Origin of the sequence: Methylobacterium sp. PvR107 (genome assembly GCF_017833295.1) — a bacterium.
Classification (GTDB): Bacteria; Pseudomonadota; Alphaproteobacteria; order Rhizobiales; family Beijerinckiaceae; genus Methylobacterium.
Genome location: NZ_JAFIBW010000001.1, coordinates 2,599,663 through 2,616,424, shown reverse-complemented (window position 1 = coordinate 2,616,424; position 16,762 = coordinate 2,599,663). Strand labels below are relative to the sequence as shown.

General features: G+C 70.3%; 16 protein-coding genes. 9 read left to right on the top strand and 7 right to left on the bottom strand.

The features are described from left to right. Positions 1 to 13: 13 nt before the first annotated feature. Positions 14 to 829: a Flp pilus assembly protein CpaB gene (cpaB, locus tag JOE48_RS12245; protein ID WP_210030086.1), complete on the bottom strand. Its 816-nt coding sequence runs from the start codon at positions 827 to 829 to the stop codon at positions 14 to 16. Positions 830 to 1,088: 259 nt separating this feature from the next. Here cpaB and JOE48_RS12240 point away from each other — a divergent pair, with 259 nt between their 5' ends. Then, positions 1,089 to 2,324, top strand: a complete 1,236-nt coding sequence (locus tag JOE48_RS12240; protein WP_210030085.1) for an ABC transporter substrate-binding protein — start codon at positions 1,089 to 1,091, stop codon at positions 2,322 to 2,324. A gap of 134 nt (positions 2,325 to 2,458) precedes the next feature. Here the strand turns inward: JOE48_RS12240 and JOE48_RS12235 are convergent, their stop codons facing one another. Together JOE48_RS12235 and JOE48_RS12230 are read right to left on the bottom strand one after the other, a co-directional pair. After that, entirely contained in the window at positions 2,459 to 3,622 is a 1,164-nt protein-coding gene (locus JOE48_RS12235; RefSeq protein ID WP_210030084.1) for an iron-containing alcohol dehydrogenase, read from the bottom strand. A 274-nt stretch (positions 3,623 to 3,896) separates the two neighbouring features. Next, positions 3,897 to 4,844: a LysR family transcriptional regulator gene (locus tag JOE48_RS12230; RefSeq protein ID WP_245252806.1), complete on the bottom strand. Its 948-nt coding sequence runs from the start codon at positions 4,842 to 4,844 to the stop codon at positions 3,897 to 3,899. Between the two features lie 116 nt (positions 4,845 to 4,960). Between JOE48_RS12230 and JOE48_RS12225 the strand changes: the two genes are divergently transcribed. The 7 genes from JOE48_RS12225 to JOE48_RS12195 all read left to right on the top strand — a co-directional run bounded on the left by JOE48_RS12225 (position 4,961) and on the right by JOE48_RS12195 (position 13,497). Beyond that, complete coding sequence (locus tag JOE48_RS12225; RefSeq protein WP_210030082.1) at positions 4,961 to 6,457, top strand: CoA-acylating methylmalonate-semialdehyde dehydrogenase; 1,497 nt, start codon at positions 4,961 to 4,963, stop codon at positions 6,455 to 6,457. A gap of 186 nt (positions 6,458 to 6,643) precedes the next feature. Beyond that, on the top strand, positions 6,644 to 7,789 hold the full coding sequence (locus JOE48_RS12220; protein ID WP_210030081.1) for an isobutyryl-CoA dehydrogenase: 1,146 nt from the start codon (positions 6,644 to 6,646) through the stop codon (positions 7,787 to 7,789). After that, positions 7,786 to 8,847 (top strand): enoyl-CoA hydratase/isomerase family protein, encoded by a 1,062-nt coding sequence (locus tag JOE48_RS12215; protein WP_210030079.1) that lies wholly within the window; start codon positions 7,786 to 7,788, stop codon positions 8,845 to 8,847. The genes JOE48_RS12220 and JOE48_RS12215 overlap by 4 nt, the downstream gene beginning before the upstream one ends. Before the next feature lie 238 nt (positions 8,848 to 9,085). Then, positions 9,086 to 9,979, top strand: coding sequence for a 3-hydroxyisobutyrate dehydrogenase (mmsB, locus tag JOE48_RS12210; RefSeq protein ID WP_210030077.1), 894 nt, complete (start codon positions 9,086 to 9,088; stop codon positions 9,977 to 9,979). Then, the gene (locus JOE48_RS12205) at positions 9,976 to 10,755 is read left to right on the top strand and encodes an enoyl-CoA hydratase (protein WP_210030074.1); all 780 of its coding nucleotides are present in this window, start codon (positions 9,976 to 9,978) and stop codon (positions 10,753 to 10,755) included. Before mmsB ends, JOE48_RS12205 begins: the two co-directional genes overlap by 4 nt. 54 nt (positions 10,756 to 10,809) lie before the next feature. Then, complete coding sequence (locus JOE48_RS12200; protein WP_210030072.1) at positions 10,810 to 12,543, top strand: AMP-binding protein; 1,734 nt, start codon at positions 10,810 to 10,812, stop codon at positions 12,541 to 12,543. Between the two features lie 321 nt (positions 12,544 to 12,864). After that, positions 12,865 to 13,497, top strand: coding sequence for a transglutaminase-like cysteine peptidase (locus JOE48_RS12195; RefSeq protein WP_210030070.1), 633 nt, complete (start codon positions 12,865 to 12,867; stop codon positions 13,495 to 13,497). 6 nt (positions 13,498 to 13,503) lie between these two features. Here the strand turns inward: JOE48_RS12195 and JOE48_RS12190 are convergent, their stop codons facing one another. After that, positions 13,504 to 13,761, bottom strand: coding sequence for a hypothetical protein (locus JOE48_RS12190; protein ID WP_210030068.1), 258 nt, complete (start codon positions 13,759 to 13,761; stop codon positions 13,504 to 13,506). A 321-nt stretch (positions 13,762 to 14,082) separates the two neighbouring features. Between JOE48_RS12190 and JOE48_RS12185 the strand changes: the two genes are divergently transcribed. Further along, positions 14,083 to 14,790, top strand: coding sequence for a transglutaminase-like cysteine peptidase (locus JOE48_RS12185; RefSeq protein ID WP_210030066.1), 708 nt, complete (start codon positions 14,083 to 14,085; stop codon positions 14,788 to 14,790). Between the two features lie 12 nt (positions 14,791 to 14,802). Here the strand turns inward: JOE48_RS12185 and JOE48_RS12180 are convergent, their stop codons facing one another. From JOE48_RS12180 to cysE, 3 genes are all read right to left on the bottom strand, one after another. Then, positions 14,803 to 15,132: a DUF6949 family protein gene (locus JOE48_RS12180; protein WP_210030064.1), complete on the bottom strand. Its 330-nt coding sequence runs from the start codon at positions 15,130 to 15,132 to the stop codon at positions 14,803 to 14,805. A 390-nt stretch (positions 15,133 to 15,522) separates the two neighbouring features. Further along, positions 15,523 to 15,738 (bottom strand): DUF3126 family protein, encoded by a 216-nt coding sequence (locus JOE48_RS12175; protein WP_091721446.1) that lies wholly within the window; start codon positions 15,736 to 15,738, stop codon positions 15,523 to 15,525. A gap of 102 nt (positions 15,739 to 15,840) precedes the next feature. Continuing rightward, positions 15,841 to 16,707: a serine O-acetyltransferase gene (gene cysE / locus JOE48_RS12170; protein ID WP_210030063.1), complete on the bottom strand. Its 867-nt coding sequence runs from the start codon at positions 16,705 to 16,707 to the stop codon at positions 15,841 to 15,843. Between the last annotated feature and the right edge of the window lie 55 nt (positions 16,708 to 16,762).

Below are 16,762 nucleotides of genomic sequence, written 5' to 3'. Positions count from 1 at the left end.
GCGGTCACGGCGCTCACGGCGTCTGCTGCCGCGCGACGCCGAAGCGCACGACGGTCAAGGCGGGATCGGGCGTCTGCGTCGGGGGGGCGTCGGCCAGCGAGGCGTCCGACGACCGCCCCGCATCCGCGAGGCTGCGCAGCGACAATGACAGGGCGCCGACCTTCTGGGCGAGCGCCAGGGTTTCGGCCTGTGCGGGCGTGACCGCGAGGGTCGCGGTCTCGCCGGTCACGACGTTGGTGCCGTTCTTCTCCTGGATCAGCTGACCGATCGCCAGGATGCGGATGTCGGTCAGGAGGGTCTGGGACAGCTGCGCATCGCTGTTGTTGCCCCGGGCATTGGTCTCGTCGCGGAAGGTCCGGATCACGTCGACCCGGTCGTTGGGCAGGATGAAGCCGCCGGCCGAGTTGGTGCCGCGGCTGTCGGTCACGATGGCGACCGCCCGCATCCCGGACGGCAGGATCGCGGCCATGAAGCCGCTTTCCGGGCGGACCAGCTTCTGCGAACGGATCGGCTCGCCGGCGAGGAAGCCCGAGCGGACCGAAGCCCCCACGGTCTCGTCCAGGGCCTTCGGATTGCTCGCGCGGGTGAGGTAGCCGACGGTCACGGCGCTGTCCGGCCAGGGCTGCCAGCGCAGGTCGGCGGCGCGCAGCACCTGACCCATGGGCATGTCGGCGGCGGCCACGAGGACGTCGGTCATCGGCGCCGGCGGCGCCTCGGCCTTGGGCGGGGGCGCGGGCGGCGGAGGCGGATCGCCGCCGCTCATCAGGAAGGCCGCACCGCCGCCCGCCGCGAGGGCGATGCCGAGGACGGCCAAACGGGCTGGTTTCATCGCATGACCACGCCGGAGACGGCCGAATTGCCGCCTGTGACCGGAACCTGCGCGGGAAATCGTGTAATTATGGTTAAGCTATTATAACCTCAGGGCTTGCGGCCGGTCCGAAAACGGGGCGCCAATCCCGGCGCGCGTCACAATCCGCACGATCCTTCAGCATCCGGCCGAGCGTGGCCGTGGCGCGTCACGCGTTCGTGACCTATCCTGCCGCCGGAACCGCCTCAGAAGCGGACACGCGGCTCGACCCGGGGGAAACATGATCAGGACAATCGGCGGCGCGGTGCTGGCGGCCGCCCTCGCGGGGACGGCGCTCGGCTCGACCCCGGCCGCCGCGCAAGGCGGCGGCTTCTCGGGCAACGCCGTGCGCATCGGCATCCTCAACGACCAGTCGGGCCTCTACGCCGAATTCGGCGGCCAGGGCTCGGTCGAGGCCGCCCGGATGGCGGTCGAGGATATCGGCGGTACGATCGGCGGCGTGCCGGTCGAGATCCTGACGGCCGACCACCAGAACAAGCCCGACATCGCCTCGGCCATCGCCCGGCAATGGTACGACCGCGACGGCGTCGACGCGATCATGGAGCTGACCACCTCCTCGGTGGCGCTGGCCGTCCAGGGCCTGTCGAAGGAGAAGAAGAAGATCACCATCACCACCGGGGCCGCGAGCAGCGACCTCACCGGCAAGGCCTGCACGCCCTACGGCTATCACTGGGCCTACGACACGCGGGCGCTGGCGGTGGGCACCGGCGGTGCGCTGACCCGGGCGGGCGGCGATACGTGGTTCTTCCTCACCGCCGACTACGCGTTCGGTTCGGCGCTGGAGGCCGACACCAGCCGGGTGGTGACCGCCAACGGCGGCAAGATTCTGGGCAGCGTGCGGCACCCGCTCTCCAATCAGGATTTCTCGTCGTTCCTGCTCCAGGCGCAGGGGTCGAAGGCCAAGGTGATCGGGCTCGCCAATGCCGGGCTCGACACCTCGAACTCGATCAAGCAGGCGGCCGAGTACGGTATCGTCGAAGGCGGCCAGAAGCTCGCGGCCCTGCTGTTCACCCTCTCGGAGGTGCACGGGCTCGGCCTGAAGGTCGCGCAGGGCCTGACGCTGACCGAGGGCTGGTACTGGGACGCCAACGACGAGACCCGCGCCTTCGGCCAGCGCTACATGAAGCGCACCGGCCGGATGCCCAACATGATCCAGGCCGGCACCTACTCGGCGGTCCTGTCCTACCTGAAGGCCGTGAAGGCCGCCGGTACCGACGAGACCGAGGCGGTCAACGCCAAGCTCAAGGCGCTGCCGGTCGACGATGTCTTCGCCCATGGCGGGATCGTGCAGCCGAACGGCCGCATGGTCCACGACATGTACCTGTTCGAGGTGAAGAAGCCGGCCGAGTCGAAGGGCCCGTGGGACCTCTACCGGCAGCTCGCCACCATCCCCGGCAAGGAGGCCTACGCCTCTCCGGCCGAGAGCGGCTGCCCGCTGACGGCGGCGGCGAAGTAGGGCTCACCCCGTCATCGCGCGCGCAGAGAAGCGACCCAGGGCTGCGCCACCTCGGTGAGCGCGGCGCGGCCGGGTTGCTTCGCTGACGCTCGCAAAGCCGGCGGTGTGTCGGATCCGCGGACCGAAGCCGCCGATCACCCCGCCCAGACCCGCCGGTACAGCGCGACGATCTCGTCGGCACTGGGCTCCAGCGGGTTGTTGGCCGGGGAGCCGGAGGCGAGGGCCTGGGCCGCCATGGTGGGGAGCAGCGCGTCCCAACGGGCCGGGTCGATCCCGTATTCCCGGGGGCCCGGCACGTCGAGGTCGTCGTTCAGCGCCTCGAGTTCCGCCACGAGCGCCGAGACCGCGCTCCTGTCGTCGGTGTCCGGCTTTGCGATTCCCATGGCGCGGGCGCAGGCCGCGTAGCGGTCGATGGCGGCCGGGGCCGAGAAGGCCGTGACCGCCGGCAGCAGCATCGCGTTCGACAGGCCATGGGCCACGTGGAAATGCGCGCCGATCGGCCGGCTCATCCCGTGTACGAGCGCCACGGAGGCGTTCGAGAACGCGATGCCGGCCTGGGTGGCCCCAAGCATCATCGCCTCCCGGGCCGCCCGGTCGCCGGGATCGGTCCAGACCCGGCGCAGGTTCGGGGCGATCAGCTTCATCGCCTGCAGCGCCAGCCCGTCCGAGAACAGGTTCGACTTGCGCGACACGTAAGCCTCGATCGCGTGGGTCAGCGCGTCGATGCCCGTGTCGGCGCTGAGCCGCTTGGGCTTCGAGAGCGTCAGCTCGTAATCGACCAGAGCCGCCACCGGCAGGTAGGCGAGACCGATGCACAGCATCTTCTCGTCCGAGGTCTCGTCGGTGACGATGGTGAACCGGGTCGCCTCCGAGCCGGTGCCGGCGGTGGTGGGGATCGCCACGATCGGCAGGCCCGGCTCGTCCTGCTGGCGGGGCGCCTTGTAGTCGCGCATGTGGCCGCCGTGGCGGGCGAGCACCGCCACCGCCTTGGCGGTGTCCATCGGGCTGCCGCCGCCGAAGCCGACGACGCAGTCGAAATCGCCGGCCTGGAGGGCGGCCAGCGCCGCCTCCACGGAGGCGACCGTCGGGTCCGGAACGGTCTCGGAGAAGATCGTCGCCTTCGCGCCCGCCGCGGTCAGGCGCTCGAGCAGCGTGTCGGTGCGGCCGCTCCCGGCGAGATAGGGATCGGTGACCACGAAGGGGCGCGACAGGCCGAGCTGGCCGAGCACCTCCGGCAGGAGCCGCGAGGCGCCGGGTCCGACGCGCATCAGCCGGGGCAGGGCGATCGAGGCGACCATGTCTTGCGTCTCCCACCCGGCGCCTGGGCTGGCGCGCCGGGACGGCCGATCTTAGGCCCTGTGTCCGCGGGGCGAAACGGCTACCGCTGACAAGTCGAGGCAAGGAAGCGGTTCGTTTCCGGCCATCGGCGGTCTGCAAAAGCCACCGCGCCATTTTAGGACGGCGCAGCAGGGCCCGGAATCCAGATCCGCGACGTCCTGACCGATCGAACACCGGCGGGGGCTCTGGATGCCGGGCTCGGCTGCGGCGCCCCGGAATGACGGGGTCGTCAGGTCAAGGCGCGGCGTGCCCGCGTTGACCTGGACTGGCCGCCTGCGCGCCCGGCCCGGCGAACAGCGCCCCCGCCGCCTCGACCTCGCCGGCGATGAACCCCGCCACCGCGCGGATATGGGCCGCCTTCCGGTGATCCTCGTGGATGTGCATGTGGAACGAGCGCGTCAGCGAGACCGCTTCGGGGAGCACCGGGACCAGTCCCGGATGCGCCGCCGCGATGAAGGCCGGCAGGATGCACAGGCCGGCGCCGCCGAGCGTCGCGTGGACCTGGGCGAGGAGATTGGTGGAGCGCAGGCGGGCTGAGACCGCCGGGCCGAGCGCTCCGAGGTAGTTCAGTTCGCGCGTGAACAGCATGTCCTCGATGTAGCCGACGAAGGGATGCGCCGGCAGGTCCGCCAGCCCGGCGATCGGCGCCGCGGCTGCGAGGTAGGATTCGGCGCCGTAGACGAACAGCCGGTAATCGGTGAGCCGGCGCGCCACCACCCGCGCCTGCTGCGGACCGGACAGGCTGATCACGATGTCGGCCTCGCGCTTAGACAGGCTGAAGATCCGGGCGGTGGCCATGATCTCCACCTCCAGGCCCGGGTGACGGGCGGTCAGCCGGTGCATGCGGGGCGCGAGGAAGACGCTTCCGAATCCGTCCGGCGCGCCGATCCGCACCGTGCCGGAGACCGCCTGGGCCGCCTCCGTGGCGGCGCTCGCCGACAGGAATGCGCTCTCCATCGTCTCGGCGACGCCCAGCAGGTTCGCGCCGTCCTCGGTCAGCGCGTAGCCGAGGTTGCTGCGGTGGAACAGGCGGGCCCCGAGGCCCTCTTCCAGGGCCCGGATCCGACGGCCCACCGTGGTGTGCTCGGTGCCGGTGCGTGCCCCGGCGGCGCTGAGCGTCCCCGTCCGCGCCACCGCGAGGAAGAAGCGTAGGTCGTCCCAGTTGGGCCCCACCCTGGCCATGAGCGCACCCCCACTGTGCATCGATGCACGACGGCTGTAAGCGCATCCGGCTTTATCGTTCAAGGGATCCTGTTAGGCTGCGCCCAAACCAAATCCACCACGACAGGGAGGCGCGCATGCGCACGATCGGGCATTACATCGGCGGCCGGAACGTCGGCGGCGAGAGCGGGCGCTTCGCCGACGTGTTCCACCCCTCGACCGGCGAGGTCCAGGCCAAGGTCGCGCTCGCCAGCAAGGCCGAGATGCGCGCGGCGATCGAGAACGCGGCGGCGGCCCAGCCGGCCTGGGCGGCCACCAACCCGCAGAAGCGCGCCCGGGTGATGATGCGCTTCCTGGAACTCATCCGCGGCGAGCACGACGCGCTGGCCGAGCTGCTCGCCTCCGAGCACGGCAAGACCGTGCCGGACGCCAAGGGCGACATCCAGCGCGGCGTCGAGGTGGTCGAGTTCGCCTGCGGCATCCCGCACCTGCTCAAGGGCGAGTACACGGAAGGGGCCGGGCCTGGGATCGACGTCTATTCCCTGCGCCAGCCGCTCGGCGTGGTCGCCGGCATCACGCCGTTCAACTTCCCGGCCATGATCCCGCTTTGGAAATGCGCCCCGGCCATTGCGTGCGGCAACGCCTTCATCCTGAAGCCGTCCGAGCGCGACCCGAGCGTGCCGATCCGCATCGCCGAGATCTTTTTGGAGGCCGGCCTGCCGCCGGGCATCCTCAACGTCGTCAACGGGGACAAGGAGGCGGTCGACGCGATCCTCGACGACGAGGACATCAAGGCGGTGGGCTTCGTCGGCTCCTCGCACATCGCCGAGTACATCTACGTGCGCGCCGCCGAGACGGGCAAGCGTGCCCAGTGCTTCGGCGGCGCCAAGAACCACATGATCATCATGCCCGACGCCGACATGGGCCAGGCGGTCGATGCGCTGATCGGCGCCGGCTACGGCTCGGCCGGCGAGCGCTGCATGGCGATCTCGGTGGCGGTGCCGGTGGGCGAGAAGACCGCCGACCGGCTGATGGAGCGGCTGATCCCGCGGGTCGAGTCGCTCAAGATCGGCCCGTCGCATGACGGCTCGGCCGATTACGGGCCGCTGGTCACGGCGGAAGCGGTTCAGAAGGTCGCGGGCTACATCGACAAGGGCGTCGCCGAGGGCGCCGAGCTCGTGGTCGACGGCCGCGGCTTCAAGCTCCAGGGCTACGAGAACGGCTTCTACATGGGCGGCTCGCTGTTCGACCGCGTGACGCCCGACATGACGATCTACAAGGAGGAGATCTTCGGGCCGGTGCTCTCGGTGGTGCGGGCCAAGGATTACGAGGAGGCGCTGGCGCTGCCCTCGACCCACCAGTACGGCAACGGCGTCGCGATCTTCACCCAGGACGGCGACGCGGCGCGGGACTTCACCGCGCGGGTCAACGTCGGCATGGTCGGCGTGAACGTGCCGATCCCGGTCCCGATCGCCTATCACACCTTCGGCGGCTGGAAGCGCTCGGGCTTCGGTGACCTGAACCAGCACGGGCCGGACTCGATCCGTTTCTACACCAAGACCAAGACCGTGACGCAGCGCTGGCCGAGCGGCATCAAGAGCGGGGCGGAATTCTCCATCCCGACGATGCGGTAGCGGCGGTTCTTCCTCCCCGCTCTGTGGGGAGGGGCCCGCGCACTCTCCTCCCCCTTGTGGGGAGGAGCCGGAGGTGGGGGTGGTTCAGGATCGAGCGGTCGGGTGCCTCCTGCACCACCCCCACCCCTGACCCCTCCCCGCAAGGGGGAGTGGGGAGCGCCTGCACTGACCTTTGGAGCCACGCCCATGAGTTTCGGGCTCGATGAGGATCGCACCGCGATCCGCGAGATGGCCCTCGGCTTCGCGGCCGAGCATATCGCGCCGCACGCCCTCGACTGGGACCGGGACAAGACCTTCCCGGTCGAGACCCTGCGGGCGGCGGCCGCCCTCGGCATGGCGGGCATCTACGTCCGCGAGGATGTCGGCGGATCCGGCCTCTCGCGCCTCGACGCGACCCTGATCTTCGAGGCGCTCAGCACCGGCTGCCCGACCGTGGCGGCATTTCTGTCGATCCACAACATGTGCGCCTGGATGATCGACGCCTATGGCGATGATGACCAGCGCCGGCGCTGGCTCCCGTCCCTGATGGGCATGGAGCGGATCGCCAGCTACTGCCTCACCGAGCCGGGCTCCGGCTCCGATGCGGCGGCGCTCCGTACCCGCGCCGAGCGGGACGGCGATCATTACGTGCTCACCGGCGAGAAGCAGTTCATCTCCGGCGCCGGCGCCAGCGACCTCTACGTCTGCATGGTCCGCACCGGCGCGGCCGGGCCTTCGGGCATCTCGGCGATCGTGGTGGAGAAGGGCACGCCCGGCCTGTCCTTCGGCGCCGACGAGCGCAAGATGGGCTGGAACGCCCAGCCGACCCGCGCCGTGCGCTTCGACGGCTGCCGTGTGCCGGCGACCAACCGCCTGGGTGCGGAGGGCCAGGGCTTCCGTATCGCCATGAGCGGGTTGGACGGCGGCCGGCTGAATATCGCCGCCTGCTCGCTCGGCGGTGCCCAGGCGGCCCTCGACAAGGCGCTCGCCTATATGGGCGACCGGCGCGCCTTCGGGGCGAAGCTCACCGATTTCCAGGCGCTCCAGTTCCGCCTCGCCGACATGGCGACCAGCCTGGAGGTCTCGCGCACCTTCCTGCGCCACGCGGCCGCCGCGCTGGACGCCAGGGACCCGGCCGCGACGCAGCTCTGCGCCATGGCCAAGCGCCACGTCACCGACGCGGCCTTCGATGTCGCCAACCAAGCGCTCCAGCTGCACGGCGGCTACGGCTATCTCGCCGAGTACGGCGTGGAAAAGATCGTCCGCGACCTGCGCGTGCACCAGATCCTCGAAGGAACGAACGAGATCATGCGGGTGATCATCGCCCGCGGGCTGACCGGGGGCCGCCGTTGACCGACGTGATCGTCGAGCGCGTCGGCGCCCTCGGCCGCCTGCGCCTCAACCGGCCGAAGGCGCTGAACGCCCTGAACCACGGCATGGTGCTGGCGATCGACCAGGCCCTCGACCAGTTCTCCGCCGATCCCGGCATCGCCGCGGTGCTGCTCACCGGCGAGGGCGAGCGCGGCCTGTGCGCGGGTGGCGATCTGCGCGGCCTGTACGAGAGCCGGGGCAACGCCTTCGCCGAAGCCTTCTGGCGCGACGAGTACCGCCTCGACGCCCGGATCGCCGACTACGAGAAGCCGTTCGTGGCGGTGATGGACGGCATCACCATGGGCGGCGGCGTCGGGCTCGCCGGCCATGCCGCCCACCGCATCGTCACGGAGCGCTCCCGCATCGCCATGCCGGAGACCGGCATCGGCTACCTGCCGGATGTCGGCGGCACGTGGCTGCTGCCCCGGGCTCCCGGCGAGATCGGCACCTATCTCGGCCTGACCGGCGAGCCGGTCGGCCCCGCCGACGCGATGTTCTGCCGGCTGGCCGACGCCCTGGTGCCGTCTGCGGTGCTGCCTGACCTGATCGACACCCTCGTGGCGCTCGATCCGGATGCCGGGCATGACGGCGTGCGGGACGTGATCGCCCGGTTCGCGCAGGATCCGGGCCCGCCACCGTTGGGGGCGCACCGGGCCCTGATCGACCGCTGCTTCGCCTTCGACATGGTCGACGAGATCCTGTCCGCCCTCGACGCGGACGGCTCGGACTTCGCGGCCGCGACCCGGAAGACCCTGCTGACCAAGGCACCGTCGAGCCTCGTCCTGACGCTGTGCCTGCTGCGGCTCGGCCGCGGTGCCCCGAACCTGGAGGCCTGCCTGGAGCGCGAGTACCACGCGTCGCTGGCTCTCCTGGAGGAGGGCGATTTCCGCGAGGGGATCCGCGCCGCGGTGATCGACAAGGACAAGCACCCGCGCTGGAACCCGCCGACCGTCGACGCCGTCGATCCGGCGCGGATCGCCCGCTGGCTGGAGAAGCGGGCGGGGCCGGTTTTTTCGGACGCGCGCACGGGGGCGGTGTGATGTGAGGTGCCGCGTCCCAGATCCCTGACCGTCGGCACTTCCGGATCTCCATGGGAGCGCTGGCCCCCCTCTCGCGTGCGGGAGAGGGACAGGGTGAGGGACCGGGTCTTTCCGGAGAAGGCGTATCCCGCACCCCAACCCTCCCCCGCACGGGAGAGGGGGTATGGCGAGCCCGCAATGGACCGGCCAGGCCGGCCGTCGGGGCGGGAGGAGCGAGACACAGGACAGGGAGGGTTGAATGGCGCAGACCATCGGGTTCATCGGTCTCGGCAACATGGGCGGGCCCATGGCGGCCAACCTCGTGAAGGCGGGCCATACCGTACGGGGCTTCGATCTCGTGCCGGCCTCGCTGGAGGCGGCGCGCGCCGAGGGAATCGCGATCGCGGGCTCGGCCCTGGAGGCGGCCGAAGGGGCGGATGTCGTGGTCACCATGCTGCCCGCCGGGCGGCACGTGGTCGAGGTCTGGACGCAACTCGCCGAGGCGCTTCCAGCCGGCACCCTGCTGATCGATTCCTCCACGGTCGACGTCGAGAGCGCACGCAGGGCCCACGCCCTCGCCGAAGCGCGGGGCTGCCTGTCGGTGGATGCGCCGGTCTCCGGCGGAACCGGCGGCGCGAAGGCCGGGACGCTGACCTTCATGGCCGGCGGCGCCGAAGCCGCCTTCGCGAAGGCGGAGCCGCTGCTCAAGGCGATGGGCAAGAACGTGTTCCATTGCGGCGATGCCGGAGCCGGGCAGGCGGCCAAGATCTGCAACAACATGATCCTCGGCATCTCGATGATCGGCGTCAGCGAGGCCTTCGCGCTCGGCGAGAAGCTCGGGCTGTCGCATCAGGCGCTCTACGACGTGGCCTCGGTCTCCTCGGGCCAGTGCTGGTCGCTGACCACCTACTGCCCGGTGCCGGGCCCCGTGCCGACCTCGCCGGCCAACAATGGCTACAAGCCGGGTTTCGCCGCCGCGCTGATGCTCAAGGACCTCCGGCTCGCCCAAGCCGCCGCCCTGGCCTCCGGGGCCGCGACGCCACTCGGCGCGGAGGCCGCGCAGATCTACGGTCTGTTCGAAAGCGCCGGCCACGGCGGCGAGGACTTTTCCGCGATCATCACTATGCTTCGCGGTCAGGGAGGCGAGTCGTGAGCGACACGTACGAGACGATCCTGACGGAGACGCGCGGCCGCGTCCTGCTGATCACCCTCAACCGGCCGAAGGCGCTGAACGCCATCAACGCGCAGCTCACCCGGGAGGTGATCCGGGCGGCGACCGAGGCGGATGCCGATCCGGGAATCGGCTGCATCGTCGTCACCGGTTCGGCCAGGGCCTTCGCGGCCGGCGCCGACATCAAGGAGATGCAGCACGCCACCTACGCGCAGATGTACGCCGGCGACCGGTTCGCCGACTGGGACCGGTTCACCGCCGTGCGCAAGCCGATCATCGCCGCGGTGGCGGGCTACGCGCTGGGCGGCGGCTGCGAGCTCGCCATGATGTGCGACATCATCCTGGCGGCCGACACCGCACAGTTCGGCCAGCCCGAGATCAAGCTCGGAGTCATGCCGGGGATCGGCGGCAGCCAGCGGCTGACCCGCTTCGTCGGCAAGGCCAAGGCCATGGAGATGTGCCTGACCGGCCGGATGATGGACGCCGCCGAGGCGGAGCGCGCGGGCCTCGTCTCGCGGGTGATCGCGGCCGACCAGCTTCTCGACGAGGCGCTGAAGGCGGCCGAGACGATCGCGTCCATGTCGCTGCCGATCGCCATGATGACCAAGGAGGCGGTCAACCGGTCCTACGAGACCACGCTGACCGAGGGCATCCGCTTCGAGCGGCGGGTGTTCCATGCCATGTTCGCCACCAAGGACCAGAAGGAGGGCATGGCCGCCTTCGTGGAGAAGCGGCCGCCCCGATTCGAGAACACCTGAGCGGAGCCCGTCCCTCTGGGGGAGGACGCGGTCAAAGGACGAGGGGGAACGACCATGCCGAGCTTCCGGGAGGCCCGCGACTGTCTGCTGGCCCATCGCACCGATTACGCCGCCGCCGTCGCGGCCTTCGCGTGGCCGGATCCGGTGCCGTTCAACTGGGCGCTCGACTGGTTCGACGCGGTCCTCGCCGGTCCCGAGAGCCGCGACCGCGACGCGCTCCGCATCGTCGAGGTGAGCAGCGGCGCCGAGCAGAGCTTCACCTTCGGCGAGCTCGCCGCGCGCTCCAACCGCGTCGCCAACCACCTGCGGCAGCTCGGCCTGAAGCGCGGCGACCACCTGCTCCTGCTGCTCGGCAACGTCCCGGCCCTGTGGGAGACCATGCTGGCGGCGATGAAGCTCGGCGCCGTGGTGATCCCGGCGACCACGCTGCTGACCGCCGACGAGCTCGCCGACCGCCTCGCCCGCGGGCGCCCGCGGGCGATCGTGGCCGGCCCGGAGCAGATCGCGCGGTTCGCGGGCCTCGATACCGGCGGCGCCATCCGCCTCGTCACCGGGGCCGCGACGGAGGGCTGGGCCGCCTATGACGACGCGCTCAGGGCGTCGGACAGCTTCGCGGCGGACGCTCCGACGGGGGCCGACGACCCGATGCTCCTCTACTTCACCTCCGGCACCACGGCGAAGCCGAAGCTGGTGCGTCACAGCCACCGCTCCTATCCGGTGGGGGCGCTCTCGACCATGTACTGGCTCGGGCTCCAGCCCGGGGACGTGCATTGCAACGTCTCCTCGCCGGGCTGGGCCAAGCACGCCTGGTCGTCGTTCTTCGCGCCGTGGAACGCCGGGGCGACGATCTTGGTGATCAACCAGGCGCCCTTCAACGCCGCCGCGCTGCTGACGCAACTGGAGCGGACCGGCGCCACCACGCTCTGTGCGCCGCCGACCGTCTGGCGCATGATCATTCAAGAGGACCTGACCGGCCGGACCCTCGCCCTGCGCGAGGTCTGCGCGGCGGGCGAGCCCCTCAACCCGGAGGTGATCGAGCGGGTGAAGAGCGCCTGGGGCCTCACGATCCGCGACGGCTACGGCCAAACCGAGACCACGGCGCTGATGGCCAACACGCCGGGCCAACCGGTCGTGCCCGGGGCCCTCGGCCGGCCCCTGCCGGGCTACCGGGTCCATGTCCTCGACCTCGACGGCCAGCCGGCCTCCGAGGGCGAGGTCTGCCTCGAACTCGGGGCGCACCGGCCCGCCGGCCTGATGCAGGGCTACGACGACGGCCAGGGTAACCTGTCGGGTGCCGATGACGCCCTCTATCACACCGGCGATGTCGCCTTCGTGGACGACCAGGGCTGCTACACCTTCGTGGGCCGGGCCGACGACGTGTTCAAGTCCTCGGGCTACCGCATCAGCCCGTTCGAGCTGGAGAGTGTGCTGATCGAGCATCCGGCCGTGGCCGAGGCCGCCGTCGTGCCGATACCCGACCCGATGCGCCACACGATCCCGAAGGCCTACGTGTCCCTCGTGGCGGGCGCATCGGCCTCGCCGGAGACGGCGCTCGACATCTTTCGCTTCACCAATGCCCGGCTCGCGACCTTCAAGCGCCTGCGCGGACTGGAATTCGTCACCGACCTGCCCAAGACCATCTCGGGCAAGATCCGTCGCGTGCAGCTGCGTCGTCTGGAGCACGAGGGTGTCACCGACGATCCACACCGGGGCAAGGCCTACAGCCAGGCGGATTTCCCCGAGCTGAAATCCGAGGCGGAGCGGAAGCTCGACCAGACCGCGGGGTGACCGTTGCGGCTTCATCGCGCGGGGCGCGAAGGAATCCAGGCTAGCGCGACACCGGCTGATGGGGCGCCCTTGATTTGCTTCGCGCCGCTCGCGCGGTCGATGGCGGCGTCCCCAAGGCGTTCCGTGCGCCGGTGACGAACGCTCAAGGTTGCCGGTTTCCGAAGCCGAAGCCACGGATTCGCCGGGCTGATCAAGCGACCCGTCGACGCTGTCGTGCGTCACCCGACCCCCGCCAGCGGATCGATAAAATTGCGCGCATCGGCTTCAGCGCCCCGGAGGCTCTGCGGCGCAATCCTGGCCTCAACAACGGGGACGGGTGCGATGGGCGCGGGGCTTCTCAGGACGGTTCGGGCGATGCTGGCCGGTGCGGCGGTGCTGCTCGGCCTGGCGCTCCCAGCGTCGGCGCAGACGCTGGCGAGCCTTCCGGCGGAGGCGGGTGCCCGTGTGCAGGGCGATGCCCGTCCGATCGCCGCGTGGGTGACGTTCTGCCAGTCTTACGCGGCCGAATGCGCGGTGGACCGGACCGAGCCGGCCCGGATCGGCCTGACGCCAGCGACCTGGGCGACGATCGTGTCGGTGAACCGTCGGGTGAACAAGGCGGTCGAGCCGATGACCGACCAGGACCACCTGCACGTGGCCGACCGCTGGGACCTGGCCGAGGACGGCATCGGCGATTGCGAGGACTTCCAGCTGCTGAAGCGCCACCTGCTGGCCGAGGCGGGTCTGCCGCGTCGGGCGATGCGCATGACCGTGGTGATCGACGAGAAGGGCGAGGGCCACGCGGTGCTGACGCTGGTCACCGACCGGGGCGACCTCGTGCTCGACAACAAGACCAACGCGATCCTGCCCTGGCACCGGACCGGCTACGTGTTCATCAAGCGCGAGAGCCAGGATGCCGTCGCCTGGGTGTCGCTCGGCGGCGTCACCTCGCCCGTCACGACCGCCAATCGCTGAGGGGCTTCACGCCGCCCGGCTCAGCGGCAGCCGCGCGAGGCTCGCCACGTAGGACTCGACCTTGCCGATGAAGGCCGCGAGGTGGGGGGCGACGCCCCGAAGGTTCGCAAGGTCCCGGACCAGGATGTCCCGCGACAGCACGCGATCGCCCTCGCTCGTTGCGCCGGCCAGATACGAATCGACCGCGTGTTCCGCGATATCGATCGCGCCGGCCCGACCATCCTCGGCGAGCGCTCTGATCACCTGCTGGATGGCGGGCTGCATCTCTATATCCTTGCCTGCGGTTCGGCTCGGTCCAACACCGGACTGGCCGCCTTTTTGCGATCTGTTCGGGCGCAGTGCGAGACCTGCGCGCGAGCGGCTCTGAAAAGCCGGCAAAGCTGACGCGAATCAAGGCCTGCGGTCGTCACGCAGACCGGCCATGCGCAAGTCGCATGAGCTCGGTTTCGGGTCTGCGGATGCAACACGCGCTTAAAATGGAACCGATCCGGCCCCCCGCGCGTTGTTGCCTTCGGCTCTGACCATTGTGCGCTGCATGAGAGCGTGTCACCTTTCCGTCATCATCGGGCGGCGGGGGCTTGGACCATGCGGCACGCGGATGGCGGACTCTCGTGTCAGACGTTCGGCGAGCTGCGGTGGCGCGGCTGGACCGATCCTGTGCGCCGGGCGCGCCAGGTCGCGAGCTTCGCTCTGGTCGGCACGATCCTCACGATGGGCGGCGCCACGACCCACGCCCATGCGCGCCTCGTCCTGCCGGACGACGTCGCGGTCGCCGAGTCGACCGGACCGGTGCGTGCCATTGCGGGCTGGACCGATTTCTGCGCCCGCCTGCCTCAGGAATGCACGATCGACACCGCCGAGCCGTCTGCGGTTCCCCTTACCGTGGCGGTGTGGCGAACGCTGCAGAGCGTCAATCGGCGGGTGAATGCGCGCATCCGGCCGATCACCGATCAGGCGCATTGGGGCATCGTCGATCGCTGGGATTTCCCGGATGACGGGTTCGGGGACTGTGAGGATTACCAGCTTCTGAAGCGGCGCATGCTGGTGGAGCGCGGCCTGCCACGGCGCGCCCTGCTGATGACCGTGGTGATCGACGAGACCAACGAGGGTCACGCGGTGCTCACGATTCGCACCGATCGCGGCGACTTCATCCTCGACAACAAGACCGACGCGATCCGCTCCTGGCGGCGCACCGGCTACAGCTTCATCAAGCGGGCCGGACAGGATGGGCCGGCCTGGGTCTCCCTGGAGGGCAAGGACGGTGCCGCACAGGTTGCGACCGCCGAGCCCTGACCGGGGCGACGTTCAGGCGCCGACCAGCATCGCCGCGAGATCGAGGGCGACGCGCCCCGAGAGCAGGCCCCAGCCGCACGCGATGACCGTGGCCAGCATGACGAATGGCATCGGCCGTCCCTCGATCCGCCGGCCGCGCACGGTGTTGCGCAGGATGATGAAGGGGGCCGAGAAGGCCAGCATCGGCAGGGCCGCCACGGCGGGCAGGCCGCCGCGCTCCAGCAGGCTGAAGCTCGCCCGCCGCGCGGCGAATAGCTCGAAGGCGCTGGCGATCAGACCCGAGAGCGCCAGGCCGATGCACAGCGTCCGGATCGATTCGAGGGCGGCAGGCGTGACGACCATTATTCGCGCTCCTATACAGGTTGCGCGCAGCTTAGACCCGCCATTTACCGGTTGTTAAGCACGACCACGCGTTAGCGTTAACCCGTACACAGGCACCGATGGGTGGAACCCGGGCCCTACGCGTCAGGGCAGGTCTTTCCCGGACGAGGCGCGATATCCTGGACTGTACTGCCGCTGGAAATCTCGCCGGCTGACCGATCGGCCGCGCCGTCATTCCGGTGCGCCGCAGGCGAGCCCGGACTCCAAGGCGCACGCCGGACGGGGCAATCCCAACACGCTGGCACGCCGAGGTCTTGCCCTGACGGCGGTTCTAGATCCCGGGTGCCGCTACGCGGACCCGGGATGACGGGGGCGGACGCTTCAGCGGCTCAGACGGCCGGGCCTCGTGCCTTAGGCGTCTTCCTCAAGGTCGATGTCGAGGATCGCCATCCGGAACACGAAGGAATCGTCGCCGTCCTCCTTGTCGTCGGCGATCACGCCGATCGACTCCTCGCCGATGAACACCTCGGCGGAATCGCCGGTCTTCATCGCCGTCAGGCGGATGTTGTTGTTCGCGAACTTGCGGCGCAGGTAGTCCTGGAGCTTCGCGGTTTCGGCTTTGGTCACGCTGTCTGATCTCCCTGGCGGCGCTGGCGCCGCTGATGGGCGGTGGGCTTGCCACGCCTGCGACGGAGCGGCAAGCGCTGCCATTCGCGCCGCGCGGCCGCCTCAGATGCCGTCGCCCAGGTGGATGAACTGATCGAGGGCGACCAGCTGATCCATCGCCCGGGCCGGATCGTCGCAACCCGCGGTGCCGACCACCCGGGCCGGCACGCCGACCACCGTGGTGTTGGGCGGCACAGGGCGCAGCACAACCGAGCCGGCCGCCACCCGGGCGCAGGCCCCGACCTCGATGTTGCCGAGGATCTTGGCGCCGGCCCCGATCATCACGCCGCGGCGGATCTTCGGGTGGCGGTCGCCGCGCTGCTTGCCGGTGCCGCCCAGCGTCACGGCGTGGAGGATCGACACGTCATCCTCGATCACCGCGGTCGAGCCGACCACGAGGCCGGTGGCATGATCGAGGAAGACGCCTCGTCCGATCCGCGCTGCCGGGTGGATGTCGCACTGGAACACCTCCGAGACCCGGCTCTGGAGGTAGAGGGCGAGGTCGCGCCGGCCCCGATTCCAGACGTGATGGGCGAGGCGGTAGGCCTGGAGGGCATGGAAGCCCTTGAAGTAGAGCACCGGTTCGAGGGCCCTGAGCGTCGCCGGATCGCGGTCGATCACCGCGCCGATATCGGCGCGGAACGCCTGCCCGATACTCGGATCCGCGGTGATCGCCTCGTGGAACGCGTGCGCGACGAGGTCGGCCGGCAGGGACGGATGGCCGAGGCGGGCGGCGACCCGGTGGGACACCGCCGCTTCCAGGGTGGCGTGATTCAGGATCGTGGCGACGATGAAGGACGCGAGCTGCGGCTCGCTGCGCAAAACGTCCTCGGCCTCGGCGCGAAGCCGCGACCAGACCGGGTCCAAGACCGCGAGGTCATGGCCTGCGGGATCGTGGGGCTCGCGGTTGAGGGCAGGACTGGCGCTCATGATCGGATGCTCATGTCCGAGACTCCAGGCTTGCTCGCCGCCGCCCTGCCGTACT